General features: G+C 67.9%; 13 protein-coding genes and 3 pseudogenes. 13 read left to right on the forward strand and 3 right to left on the reverse strand.

The window, feature by feature from the left end; genetic code table 11:
• Window positions 1-16 precede the first annotated feature (16 nt).
• The 3 genes from QFZ67_RS37215 to QFZ67_RS37225 all read left to right on the forward strand — a co-directional run bounded on the left by QFZ67_RS37215 (window position 17) and on the right by QFZ67_RS37225 (window position 3,805).
• A complete protein-coding gene (locus QFZ67_RS37215; protein ID WP_307665447.1) occupies window positions 17-187 on the forward strand; it encodes a hypothetical protein in 171 nt (56 codons plus the stop codon).
• An 82-nt stretch (window positions 188-269) separates the two neighbouring features.
• Window positions 270-2,528 carry a sensor histidine kinase gene (locus tag QFZ67_RS37220; protein ID WP_307665448.1) on the forward strand — a complete coding sequence of 753 codons (2,259 nt, stop codon included), beginning with the start codon at window positions 270-272 and terminating at the stop codon, window positions 2,526-2,528.
• Window positions 2,528-3,805 (forward strand): ABC transporter substrate-binding protein, encoded by a 1,278-nt coding sequence (locus tag QFZ67_RS37225; RefSeq protein ID WP_307665449.1) that lies wholly within the window; start codon window positions 2,528-2,530, stop codon window positions 3,803-3,805. The genes QFZ67_RS37220 and QFZ67_RS37225 overlap by 1 nt, the downstream gene beginning before the upstream one ends.
• Window positions 3,806-3,856: 51 nt before the next feature.
• Here the strand turns inward: QFZ67_RS37225 and QFZ67_RS37230 are convergent, their stop codons facing one another.
• Entirely contained in the window at window positions 3,857-4,567 is a 711-nt protein-coding gene (locus tag QFZ67_RS37230) for a GntR family transcriptional regulator (protein ID WP_307665450.1), read from the reverse strand.
• Window positions 4,568-4,871: 304 nt separating this feature from the next.
• On the opposite strand from QFZ67_RS37230, the gene QFZ67_RS37235 reads away from it, so the two are divergent.
• The 5 genes from QFZ67_RS37235 (at window position 4,872) to QFZ67_RS37255 (ending at window position 9,717) form a co-directional block, all read left to right on the forward strand.
• Window positions 4,872-5,666, forward strand: coding sequence for a putative hydro-lyase (locus tag QFZ67_RS37235; RefSeq protein ID WP_307665451.1), 795 nt, complete (start codon window positions 4,872-4,874; stop codon window positions 5,664-5,666).
• Window positions 5,667-5,719: 53 nt separating this feature from the next.
• Window positions 5,720-6,484, forward strand: a complete 765-nt coding sequence (locus QFZ67_RS37240; RefSeq protein WP_307665452.1) for a LamB/YcsF family protein — start codon at window positions 5,720-5,722, stop codon at window positions 6,482-6,484.
• Window positions 6,481-7,155 carry an allophanate hydrolase subunit 1 gene (locus QFZ67_RS37245; protein WP_307665453.1) on the forward strand — a complete coding sequence of 225 codons (675 nt, stop codon included), beginning with the start codon at window positions 6,481-6,483 and terminating at the stop codon, window positions 7,153-7,155. The genes QFZ67_RS37240 and QFZ67_RS37245 overlap by 4 nt, the downstream gene beginning before the upstream one ends.
• Window positions 7,152-8,024, forward strand: a complete 873-nt coding sequence (locus QFZ67_RS37250; protein WP_307665454.1) for a biotin-dependent carboxyltransferase family protein — start codon at window positions 7,152-7,154, stop codon at window positions 8,022-8,024. The genes QFZ67_RS37245 and QFZ67_RS37250 overlap by 4 nt, the downstream gene beginning before the upstream one ends.
• Before the next feature lie 418 nt (window positions 8,025-8,442).
• Entirely contained in the window at window positions 8,443-9,717 is a 1,275-nt protein-coding gene (locus QFZ67_RS37255; RefSeq protein WP_307665455.1) for an MFS transporter, read from the forward strand.
• 35 nt (window positions 9,718-9,752) lie between these two features.
• On the opposite strand, the pseudogene QFZ67_RS37260 reads toward QFZ67_RS37255, so the two are convergent.
• A pseudogene (locus QFZ67_RS37260) lies at window positions 9,753-10,004 on the reverse strand (transposase); the annotation flags it as partial.
• 186 nt (window positions 10,005-10,190) lie between these two features.
• Between QFZ67_RS37260 and QFZ67_RS37265 the strand changes: the two are divergent.
• Window positions 10,191-10,547 (forward strand): hypothetical protein, encoded by a 357-nt coding sequence (locus tag QFZ67_RS37265; RefSeq protein ID WP_307665456.1) that lies wholly within the window; start codon window positions 10,191-10,193, stop codon window positions 10,545-10,547.
• A gap of 112 nt (window positions 10,548-10,659) precedes the next feature.
• The gene (locus QFZ67_RS37270; protein WP_307665457.1) at window positions 10,660-10,914 is read left to right on the forward strand and encodes a hypothetical protein; all 255 of its coding nucleotides are present in this window, start codon (window positions 10,660-10,662) and stop codon (window positions 10,912-10,914) included.
• Between the two features lie 191 nt (window positions 10,915-11,105).
• Here the strand turns inward: QFZ67_RS37270 and QFZ67_RS37275 are convergent, their stop codons facing one another.
• Complete coding sequence (locus QFZ67_RS37275) at window positions 11,106-11,498, reverse strand: hypothetical protein (RefSeq protein ID WP_307665458.1); 393 nt, start codon at window positions 11,496-11,498, stop codon at window positions 11,106-11,108.
• Window positions 11,499-11,524: 26 nt separating this feature from the next.
• Here QFZ67_RS37275 and QFZ67_RS39235 point away from each other — a divergent pair.
• The 3 genes and pseudogenes from QFZ67_RS39235 to QFZ67_RS37285 all read left to right on the forward strand — a co-directional run.
• Window positions 11,525-11,749 (forward strand): annotated as a pseudogene (locus QFZ67_RS39235) (HD domain-containing phosphohydrolase); the annotation flags it as partial.
• Between the two features lie 26 nt (window positions 11,750-11,775).
• Window positions 11,776-12,003, forward strand: a pseudogene (locus QFZ67_RS39240) (HD domain-containing phosphohydrolase); the annotation flags it as partial.
• Between the two features lie 11 nt (window positions 12,004-12,014).
• Window positions 12,015-12,188 carry a response regulator transcription factor gene (locus QFZ67_RS37285; protein WP_307665460.1) on the forward strand — a complete coding sequence of 58 codons (174 nt, stop codon included), beginning with the start codon at window positions 12,015-12,017 and terminating at the stop codon, window positions 12,186-12,188.
• The last annotated feature ends 50 nt before the right edge of the window (window positions 12,189-12,238 follow it).

Below are 12,238 nucleotides of genomic sequence, written 5' to 3' on the forward strand. Positions count from 1 at the left end.
TCGGTGGTGGCTGGCGATGAAGCAACCAGCCACCACCGACATGGCCGGCGTCCCCCATTCCGACACCGTGCTGCGCGACAGCACAGGCGCGGTCACGACGTTCGGCACAGGCGGCCCGTCGGCGACGATCCGACGACCCGCATGCTCCTCGTGCGCCTCCGGCAGGCAGGTCGGCAGCATCACATGAAAGGTTCCATCCCTTGCGCGCGAGAGCCCGCCGATCCCCAAGAGCACGGCCCCGGCGCCGTTTCCGGCCCGACCTCACAGCGGTGCGCCACCTCACTCAGCCGAAGAACTGGCGAGTACGGAACAAGCTGACAGCAGTCGTGCTGATCCCCGGGCTCCTGGCCGGCGTCCTTGCGGCCGTCAGCCTCTCCCGCACCATCAACGACGTAGACGACTATGGACAGTTCTCCGCCCTCGCCCGTCTTCAGCAACCGGCCCTCCGCCTGGTCCACGCCCTCCAAGACGAACGCGACGTCACAGCCGGATTCATCGCCGGCCGGCGCAAGGGCGCCGAGGCCAACCCCCGGCGGCAGCGCGCGGGAGTCGACACCGCCGCCGCCCTCTACCGCCAGGCCGCCGACGACATCGACACCTCCCACGATCTCCAGCTGTATGCAGCCCTTCGCGCCGCCGCGGAGGAACTTCGCAGCCTTCCGGCGCTGCGCACGTCCGTGGATGATGCCAACTTGACGCAGAGCTCGATCCTCGCCTACTACACCACCGCCATCAACAGGCTCATGGACCTCGGACCGGCCCTGGCCGCACACAACGGCGGCAGCAAGGCCGCCAGGCAGGCGCGGGCTCTCAACGCTCTCTCTCGCGCGGTGGAGCACACCAGCCGATTGCGAGCCGACCTCAACAGCGTCCTGACCACCGGCACCTTCCTCGTCGGCCAGTTCCCGGACTTCGCGGGCGCGGTCGCACGCCAACAGGAGTCCGTCGACGACTTCCTGGCCACGGCCAACGGGGCACAGCAGACCCTGTACGCCGACACCGTCAAGGGCGTATCGGTCAGTGCCACTCAAGCCATCCAGGAACGCGCCGCCGAGCAGGCACAGGCCCCCGGCGTCGACGTCGACCCGGCGACATGGAGGAAGGTGTCCACCCACAAAATCACGCTTATGCGCGAGGTGGAATCACAGATCCTCGACCACCTCATCACCCTCAGCGGCCAGGCGCACGCTTCCCGGCAGAGCGCGGCGCTGTCCGGAGCGGCAGGCTTGCTCGCCGTATTCCTGGCGACCGGCTGGGTGGTCACCGTCGTCGTACGGTCCATGACCCGCCCGCTGAAGACCCTGCGCATCTCGGCGCTTCAGGTCGCCAACCAGCACCTGCCCGCGGCGCTCACACGGCTGCGGCAGGCCGACATCGATGACCTGGGCGACTACCGGGCCACACCGACCGCCGTGGCGTCCAATGACGAGATCGGGGAGGTCGCCGAGGCCTTCGACGCCGTGCAGAACGCCGCTGTCGCTCTGGTGAAGGACCAGGCCGCACTGCGCGCCCACATCAACGGCATGTTCATCCACCTCTCCAGCCGCAATCAGCACCTGGTGAGCAAACTGCTCACCGAGATCGGAGACATGGAGCAACACGAGGCGAACCCCGATCACCTGGCCCGGCTCTTCCGGCTGGATCACCTGGCCACTCAGATGCTGCGCACGGACGAAAGCCTCCTGGTGCTCGCCGGCTCCGACACCGGGCGCAGATGGCAGCAGCCGATGCCCCTGCCGGAGATTCTGCTGGCCGCCAGCGCCGAGGTAGAGCAGTACACCCGCATCGACTGCCGGCCTGCGGGCGAAGTCGCCATCGCGGCGGACGCCGTCACCGACCTGGTGCACCTGCTCGCCGAGTTGATGGAGAACGCCACGGTCTTCTCCGGCGCCGGCTCGCGCGTCACCGTGACGTGCCGGCTGGCTCGCGGCCATCACACCGACCTCGTGATCTCCATCGAGGACCAAGGCAGCGGAATGACGGCCGAGTACCTGGCGACGGTGAACCACCGCCTGGCCTCAACCTTGTCCCTCGACCCTGGAGCGGGGCAGAGCATGGGCCTGTTCGTCGTCGGCCGCCTCGCGGCCAAGCACGGCATCGGCGTACACCTGATTCCCTCCCCGCGCCAGGGGACCACGGCTCTGGTACGGATTCCCCGGGAACTGCTGGCCCGCCCCCGCCCTGACCACACTCCCGGTCACGGACATGCCACCCGGCCGTCCCTGGCCGACTCCGCCGCGGCGGGCGAGGCCCCGGCCCACCCCAGCCCAGTCGCGGCGGCGGCTTCGCCGGCGGTGCCCGCATTGCCCCTCGAGGGCGAAGCTGCTCCTGCCCACGGCGGACACCGGACCACCGACGCCGAACCGGCCTTCGGCTCCCCACAGGAATGGCTGGACCACCGCCGCTTCGCCGAAGGCCTGCACGCCAGTGGAAGGCCGTCATCCGCCTCGCTCCCCAGCCAGCCCAACCACAGCCCCACCAGCAGCGACACCCGCGGCAACCTGCCGACCGCAGAGGGGCAAACCTGATGTCAAGACCGGCCACCGGCACCGCCCTACTGCTGTGCACCGCCCTCTTCCTCACCTCCGCCTGCACAAGCGAGCCGGCCGTACCGCCATCCGACGCCACCGTGAACATCGGCTTCCTCGCGCCGCTGTCCGGTCCCGCAGCCTCAGCGGGCGCCGAGACCAAGCGGGGCGCCGAACTGGCTGTGGACATCATCAACGGCCATCACCCCTCGATCCCCCTGCCGCTTGGGCCAGGAGCAGGTCTTCCCCGCCTGCACAACGCCAAGATCAAGCTTCAGGCCGCCGACACCGCAGGCCCTCCCTCGCGTGGCGCCACCCAAGTGGCGCGGCTGGTGGGTACCAAGCATGTGGTCGCCATGGCCGGGGGATACGAATCAGCCGTCACCGAAGCCGCCAGCGCACGCTCCGAGCGACTGAAGATCCCCTTCGTGAACGGAGGTTCCTCGGCGTCATCGCTGACCGAGCGGGGACTGGACTGGTTCTTCCGCACCGGCCCCTCCGACCTGAGCTACGGCCGCGTGGTCTTCTCCCTGCTCAAAGAGCGCCAGAGCAAGGGAACTTCCGTCAAACGCATCACGGTCGTCCACACCGACGATCAATACGGCAATGACGGATCCGCCATGATCAAACGCCTTGCCTCCCACATCGACGGCAAAGTCGTCGCCGACATCAAGGTCAGCGCCCAGTCCACCGACCTGTCCTCCCACGCGCAAACGGCGAGCGGATCGGATCCCGATGTCGTCCTGACCCTGCTGTACACACCCCAGGCTCTGGCGCTGAGAGCCTCCTTCGACCGTCTCGCCTACCGGCCACCTGCGCTCATAGCCTTCGGAGGGGGCTATGCGGATCCGGCTTTCATCCAGAAGGACAAGCGGGCCGCGGAGGGCGTCTGCAGCCGCTTCGCCTGGTCTGCCGACCTGGCCCAGCACAACCCCACGGCCAGGGCTGTCGCAGATCTCTACGAGCAGACCTACCACGCCCCCATGAACGACGACGCCGCCCGTGCGTTCACAGCCGTCATGAGCCTCGCACAGGCGATCAACGATGCCCGGTCCCGTACGCCGGCCGATATCCGCTCAGCACTGGTGAACATCGATGTTCCAGGGCGGGACACGATCATGCCGTGGGACGGCGTGAAGTTCGACGACAACCATCAGAACATCGGAGCCCGGGGCATCGTTGAGCAGATCCAGAACGGGCGGTACCGCCTCGTCTATCCCTTCGATGTTGCCAACGCACAGCTGCAATGGCCCATGGCCGACGCCGACGGACGATAAGAGGAACCTCTCGGGTCTCGTGTTGCGGGGGCCGTGATGGGCAGGCCCGTTCTACAGGTGTGAGCCACCTTCGGCGATGCGCTCGGAGTACTTCTGGACGAGCTGTTTCTCGGCGTCGTCGAGGTAAGCGGCCAGTAGCAGCTCGGCCTTGACCCTGTCCGCTGCCTTGAGGGCGGCGAGGATCTCCCGGTTGCGCGCCAGGTACGGCTCATGGAAGCTGCGCGGATTGTCCATGGCGTGAAAGACAAGGCGCAGTTCGGCCAGGACACCGCGCATCAACTCGTCCAGACGTTTGCTGTGGGCGAGGGCCACGACGGCGTGGTGGAAGTGGATGTTGGCGGTGCCCAGCTCGCGCCAGGCGCCTTCCTTGGCGGCCTTTTCCCCTTCGGCTACCGCCGCCTCGGCCGGGCTCAGGTCGTAGGGCGGCACCCCGAGATTGCGTACGGCTGCGCACTCGATGAGTCTGCGTACCTGGTAGATGTCGGTGACATCCTGCACGGTGAGCATACGGACGAATACGCCGCGGTTGAGTTGGTGGACCAGCAGCCTCTCGTGGGTGAGTAGACGAAACGCCTCTCGGAGAGTGTTGCGGGAGATCCCCAGGGCGTTGCCGATGGTGTCTTCGGAGAGCTTGCTCCCCGGGGGCAGGTAGCCCTCGGCGATGCGCGTACGCAAAATGTCAGCGACCCGGTCGGCGGTGCTGGAGCGCCCGAGCAACGCGCGGTCATTGACGAGCGCGGCTTGGTCGACCTCGGCTGTCATGGCTTCCATCCTTCTCACACGGCCGACGGTGCGTCCTGCGTCCGACGGTCTCCCAGGGGCGGTTCCCTGTGTTGTCTAGTCAACCGGAAACCCGCGGACGAAACAACAGAGGCCTTGTCGGATCGTTCAACGATCCTCTATATTTGCCTGTGTGGCCGTGAACAGTCGCGCCCCAAGATCCACAGACATCACAGGTCAGGACACGGGTAAACGCAGAACGTCGTTCACGGGCCACCGGTGCCGAACGCCCTACTGCACAGGCGCGGCAATAATTCCAGTGGGCAGTGCGACGAGAGGAAAGCTGATGACGACAGTCGCCGATCCGCAGGCCCTGACCCCCGGCGAGGCGCGAGCGATGTTCCGGGACGGCGCGAGCTTTTCCACCGCAGGGTGGTGCGCCACTTACACCCAAGTCAATCTCATCGCGGTCCCCGCCGACTGGGCGTATGACGTCCTCCTGTTCTGCCAGCGCAACCCCAAGCCCTGTCCCGTCCTGGATGTCACCGACCCGGGGTCCTGGTCCACGACACTGGCCGCCGGCGCCGACCTGCGCACCGACGTCCCCCGCTACCGCGTCTGGGAGGACGGCCGAGTGGTCGACGAACCCTCCGACGTCATCGATGCCTGGGGTACCGACCTGGTCACCTTCCTCATTGGATGCAGTTTCACCTTCGAGGCCGCGTTGACCGACGCAGGCGTACCGATGCGCCACGTCGACCAGGGGCGCAACGTAGCGATGTACCAAACGACCCGCGAGTGCCGCCCGGCCGGCCGGCTGCACGGCCACATGGTGGTGTCCATGCGGCAGATCCCGGTCGACCTCGTCGGCACCGCGACCCGCGTGAGCGGGCTGATGCCCTCAGTGCATGGAGGTCCAGTACACATCGGGGAACCCGGCGCTCTGGGCATCGAGGACCTTGCGTGTCCGGACTTCGGTGACCCGGTGGATGCCGAGCCGGGCGATGTGCCCGTGTTCTGGGCGTGCGGCGTCACGCCGCAGGCCGCTCTGATGGCCTCGCGTCCGCCATTCGCGATCACTCAGGCACCCGGATACATGCTGATCACCGACGCCCGAGACACCGACTACCGCCTCGCATGACGGCGCGGTGGTACCTCGTGCCGAACGGACTGTTCCAAGGAGACCAGGCAGCGATGACAGACATCGTGATCGACCTCAACGCAGACCTCGGGGAGAGCTTCGGGCGGTGGATCCTCACCGACGACGAGGCCATGCTGTCTGTGGTCACCAGCGCCAACATTGCCTGTGGCTTCCACGCGGGCGATCCCAGCATCATGCACCGAGTCTGTGATCTCGCGGCCAAACACGGTGTGAAGATCGGTGCACACGTGTCCTACCAGGACTTGGCCGGCTTCGGACGCCGGTCCATGGATGTGCCCCCGAACGAACTGGCTGACAAGGTCAGTTACCAGATCGGCGCACTCCAGGTGTTCGCCCGGGCCGCCGGAGCGCCGGTGGCCTACGTCAAGCCACATGGCGCGTTGTACAACCGCGTGGTGTCCGACCACGAACAGGCATCCGCCGTGGCTGCGGGCACCCGGCTCGCCGACTCCACACTGCCAGTGCTGTGCCTGCCCGACTCCGCCATGCACGTGCAGGCCCAGCGTGCCGGCCTCCCCGTGATCAACGAGGCATTCGTCGACCGTGCTTACACGGCGACGGGGACGCTTGTCCCCCGGTCCATCCCCGGTGCGGTGATCTCCGATCCCCGGCAGGTTGCCCGCAGGGCCGTCGCCTTCGCGCGAGAACGCTGCGTCACTACGCTGGACGGCGAATCCGTGTCCATACGAGCGCGCTCCCTGTGCGTGCACGGGGACACCCCCGGAGCGGTCGAACTGGCCAAGCAGGTACGCACGGCGCTGGAGGGGGCCGGAGTCAGGGTGGAGGCGTTCGCATGAGACTGAGGCCGGTTGGAGAGGACTCCCTCCTTGTTGACCTGGACACGCCTGAAGAGGCCCAGGCCTGGCACGCCCAGTTCCTGAGCCGCCGCAGCGCAGGAACACTGGCGCCGGTGCGCGAAATCGTGCCCGGAGAGAAGACCGTTCTCCTGTACGGGGTGTCCGATGTCGACGCCTTGGAGGCGGAGTTGCGCCACTGGTCCGTGCCCACGCTTGCGGCCGACAGCGGACCCCTCCTGGAAATCCCCGTGCACTACAACGGGGCAGATCTCGGTGCGGTCGCCGAACTGTGGGGGGTCGCCGAAGCCGAGGTGGTCCGGATCCACAGCGGCATCGAACACCGAGTGGCCTTCTGCGGATTCGCCCCAGGATTCGCGTACATGATCGGGCTCGGCGAGAAGTACCACGTGCCGCGCCGTGCCGCACCGCGCACCTCGGTACCCGCCGGCTCGGTAGCGCTTGCAGGCCCTTACACCGGCGTCTATCCGCGTGCCTCCCCCGGCGGCTGGCAACTGATCGGAACGACCCACGTGCGCCTGTGGGACATGGAGCGCGAGCCCGCAGCGTTGCTGACCCCCGGCATGCGAGTGCGGTTCGTCCCCCGGGAGCCCGGGTTCGAGAGCACTGACGGATCTGCAGCGGGAACGAATGCCGAAAGGCGCATCGCATGAGCGGCGGCAAGCTGGAAGTCGTACGGGCCGGCGCGCTCACCACCATCCAGGACCTGGGCCGGTTCGGTCACGCCAGTCTGGGTGTGCCGCGCTCCGGGGCACTCGACCAGCCGGCACACCGACTGGCGAACCGACTGGTGGGCAACCCCGCCGATGCGGCAACACTGGAGACCACCCTGACCGGGGTGGCCGTGCGCACCACCCACGCCGCGATCGTTGCGGTGACCGGGGCTCCCGCACCGGTGCGGGTCAACGGCCGGCCGGCGGCGTGGGCAAGTGCGGTACACCTGCCGGCCGGCGCCGTGCTCGAGGTAGGTACAGTCACCAGCGGCTTGCGCAGCTATGTCGCCATCAGCGGAGGCGTCGCGGTACCTCCCGTCCTCGGAAGCCGCTCCACCGACCTGCTCTCCGGCCTGGGCCCGGCCCCACTCAGGGGCGGGGAGACCTTGCCCCTGGGCGAGGTAGTGGGTTCACCGCTCCATGCCGATACGGTGGTGTGGCAAGGGCCCCCTCAGGAACTGGTGCTTCCTGTACTGCTGGGCCCGCGGGACGACTGGTTCACCACCACCGCGGTCAACACGCTCGCCACAGCCCGCTTCCGTGTCTCTCCCAACAGCAACCGCATCGCGCTGCGGATGGACGGGCCCACTCTCGAGCGGGCTGTGCACCGTGAAATGCCAAGCGAAGGCATGGTGGTGGGGGCGGTCCAGGTGCCGCCCGATGGGAAACCTGTCGTCTTCCTTGCTGACTGCCCCACAACCGGTGGCTATCCCGTGATCGGTGTCGTACCCGAGAACCGGCTGCCCACGGCCGCCCAAGCGGTGCCGGGCCTTCAGGTCAGGTTCGTGCCGGACCGCCGCCGTCACTGAAGCGTGTTGCAGCGGGCTGTGAACTATGCATTTCCCTTGTATGGGTGGGGTGTTGAAAGCAAAGCCGGCGCTGCGCTGGCCGACCGGGCACCGGGTCCGCGCCGCCCCGTCACCTTCCGCGACCTCTGCCTGCGCCAGTACGTCGTCGCTCCGGCGTCCCCGGCGACTCAGCTGGGCTGACCCCGGCCCTGTACCTCGCCACGGCCCGCAGGATCCGTACCGGAGTGCGTGGGCGAGGAGATGTGGTTATCACGGGAGCCGTCCGCGGCAAAACGTTGATGCGACATCGGGGCCGCAGAGATGCGTGTCGCTGGGGTTCTCGTGGAGGCTGGAGTCACGGGATGCACGGGCAAGGTCCGCGCCGGCGGTTCGGGAAACTCCCCGACGCTTCTTCCCCGTCTTCGTTGTGAGGTGCACCGTGGCATCTACTCCAACCGGCCCCCGGGCAGTCGGCGAGGAGGTGGCTGGCCCGTTCTCCTGGTACCGGTCGTTCACCCCGCAGGGGCGCCGGGCCTTCAAGGGGGCGTTCGGCGGATTCGCTCTTGATTCCTACGATTTCCAGGTGCTGCCGCTGAGCATGGTCGCCATCGCAGCCTACTTCAGCCTCACCCAGGCGCAGGCAGGGCTGCTGACCACGGTCACGCTGGTGATGTCCGCGATCGGCGGCATCCTCGCCGGGGTACTGATCGACCGGGTCGGCCGGGCCAAGACCCTCATGATCACCGTGGGCACCTACGCCCTGTTCACCGTGGTGTGCGGCTTCGCCACGAGCTTTCCGATGCTGCTGGTGAGCCGCGCTCTTCAGGGCATTGGTTTCGGTGGTGAGTGGGCGGCCGGTGCCGTCCTGGTCGCCGAGTACGCCAGGAGCCGCTACCGCGGCCGGGCGCTGGCCTTCATCCAGAGCTCCTGGGCCGTCGGCTGGGGACTGGCGGTCATCGTGAGCACCGTGGTGATGGACAATCTTGACCCCGCCATCGCCTGGCGCGTGATGTTCTGGACCGGCGCCCTGCCGGCAGTGCTGGTGGTCTACGTGCGCCGCAAGGTCCGGGATGCCCCGGAGGTGACCAAGCGGCTCGCGGAGAAGGACGCGCGCGTCCCGCTGTCATCGATCTTCCGGGGCGCCCTGGTGCGCAAGACGTTCTTCGCGACTCTGCTGGCCACCGGCGTGCAGGGCGGCTACTACACCATTGCCACGTGGCTGCCGACCTACCTCAAGACCGAGCGTGGTCTGACCGTTGTCGGCACTGGGGGCTACCTGTCCGTGCTCATCACCGGCGCCTTCTGCGGCTACCTCACCGCCGGCTACGTCGTCGACCTCCTGGGACGCAAGAAGTCCTTCGCCTTGTTCGCGGTTCTCAGCGGAGGCCTGCTGCTGGCCTACATCAACATCCCCCAGGGCGCCAACAGCCTCCTGCTGGTCCTCGGCTTCCCCCTGGGCTTCTGCGCCTCCGCCATCTTCTCCGGATTCGGCTCCTACCTGGCCGAGCTCTACCCCAACGCGGTCCGGGGCACGGGCCAGAGCTTCACCTACAACGTCGGACGCGCCATCGGAGCCTTCTTCCCGACCTCAGTGGGCTTCGCGGCAGGCAGCGCGGGCGTCGGCGGCGCTCTCATCTACGGCGTCATGGGCTACGCCGTCGCCCTCGTCGCCCTCCTCGGCCTACCCGAAACCCGCGGCACCGAACTCACCTAAGAGGTCGTCTCGTTTGGTGCCGAAGCGCCTGGAGATTCGGACCTGTCGGGTCCCCCTTTCAGGGCCCACATGTTCACTGAGCCGATCGCGCACAGCGACCAGTCCAGCTCCCCACGGGTGCCGAGCTCGTCCAGGACCAGGCGATGGAGCTTGCCCCATACCCGGGCGTGGCTCCATTCGGTGAACCGGCGGTACGCGGTCGGCCCGGATGGGCCGAAGACCGACGGCAGTTGCCGCCAGGTGCAGCCCGTGGTGGCCACGAAGACGATCGCCGCCAGTCCGGCCCGGGTCACCGCCAGCGTGACGGGCACCCGAACGCCCCGGCAGAGCGCGAATGGAGCGCTTGAGGCATCAACGGGTATCTTCCTTCGGCCGTGCGAAACGCCAGACACCCGGTGGGGGGCAGGCAGCCCCGGGAGGACACCGAACACCACCATCCGGAATGGCCACGGTGCCCCTGATACTCCGATTTGGTGCCGTTCGGCTACGGCGTCACCGAGACGCCGTTCCGCGACGCCTGCCTCGCCCGCCCTGCCCGGGTGCGGCAGCGCGGCGAGCAGTACCGCGCCGACCGCGGATGTTCCACCCTCACGTTCCAGACCAGCGCGAACCTGTACCTCTCGCTGGACAAGGTCTCGGTGACCGGTTGCTGGACCGACATCTCGGAGCCGCTGCCCAGCCCGGTTGAGCCTGGCGCCTTCCTTATCCGGTTCCTCCGAGGTCAGCAGGATTGCGTCATCTGGTGCCTCTACCTTGGCCCTTCAGGCGAGGAGGCGTTCGTAGTGCACTCCCACGTTGACTACGAGTACGACGCTCGGAGAACGCCATGAACACCGACGGGCCTCAGCTGCACGGGTGTTGACATGCTTGCAGCTCGCCTGGTCAAGGGGACTTGGCCGGTGCCCAGACGGGGCCAGGCCTGACGCTCGTTACGATTCGGTGGTGCAGAAGATCCGAGTGGCTGAGGTCCTGGCGGCGCTGTCCCTTACTACCGATCTCGCCGCGGGGATGTCGTTCGAGAAGGGTCTGCGCATGTGCGCGGTCGCCACGACGTTCGCCGATGCTGTGCTCGGTGTGGACTCGGTGACCCGCCGGGTGGTCTTTGAGACGGCCTTGCTGCGTTCGGTCGGATGCACCTCTTTCGCGCCGGAACTGGCCGAGGTCTTCGGTAACGATGTTGCGTTCCAGGCCGCTTGAAGCGACTTGACCAAGGCGACGAGGCGGTGTTCGCAGCCCAGTTGCGTACCTTCGGCGACTGGGCCGGCGATGAGGGTCCGCGCCTGGCTCAGACTTTCGTCGACGTCTTCCCCACGATGGGGGTGGAGGCGATGCGCAGTGGTTGCGAGACCAGCCGCGCGCTTGGTGCCGGGTTGGGTCTGTTGCCGGAGTCAGTTGCGGCTCTGGATGACGTGTACGAGCGGTGGGACGGACGCGGCATCCCCGATGGCCGCCGCGGGTCGCAACTGTCGCTGGCCGCGCGGATCGTGCAGGTTGCGGAGCAGGCGGTTCTCGCGCATGCCCTGGGCGGTGCACCGGCCGCGGTGACCGAGGTTCGTCGGCGTTGCGGGGGCCACCTCGACCCCGACCTGGCGCGGGCTTTCGTCGCCGGCGCGTCGGCCGCAATCGCGCCTCTGGAGCAGCCGAATGCTCTCGCCGCGGTGCTCGATCTCGAGCCGGTGCCGCACGTCACCGTTCCGTTCGCTTCGCTGCCGCAGCTGTGCGCGGTACTCGCCCAGGTGGTGGATCTGAAGAGCCGGTGGCTGCTCGGGCACAGTGAGCATGTCGCCACACTGGCCGAGACGCCGGTGCACTCGCGGACCTGGATCCGGCCGCGGTCACCGACTTGCGTTGTGCCGCACTCCTGCACGACCTGGGGCGGGTCGGGGTTTCGGCCAGTGTCTGGGACCGGCCCGGTCAGCTGGGGATGGTCGAGGTGGAAAGGGTCCGGATGCACACCTACTGGACCCAGCGGATCCTGGAGCGGGTGCCCGCGCTGGCGGCGCTGGCCCCGACCGCGTCCGCGCATCATGAGCGGGTCGACGGCGTGGTTACCACCGTGGAGATCCCTCCAGGAGCCTCCCCTTCGCCGCCCGGATCCTGGCCGCGGCAGACGTTTTCGCCGCACTCACCGAGCCGCGGGCGTACCGCGAGGCGTTCACCGTGGATGCTGCGGCCGATCTGCTGGTGCGTGAGGCCGACACCGGAGGAGTGGACCGGGACCCGTGCGCGGTCGTGATCGAGGCGGCGGGTCTGCCGCGGCCCCGCCGAGTGCTGCCGCGGGCCTGACCGAGCGGGAGGTGGAGGTGCTCCGCCTGGCGGCCCGAGGTCTGAGCAACCGACAGATCGGCGAACGGTTGTCGATCTCGAACCGGACTGTGGGGCACCACCTGGTTCATATCTACGACAAGACCGGCCGACGCAGCCGGGCCGGTGTGGCGGTGTTCGCCATGGAGCATCGACTGCTGCCCTGATCCACCCAACATCCACCCGTCAGTGATCACAGCCGTCCTCCGGATGACAC

This window comes from Streptomyces sp. V1I1, assembly GCF_030817355.1.
Classification (GTDB): Bacteria; Actinomycetota; Actinomycetes; order Streptomycetales; family Streptomycetaceae; genus Streptomyces.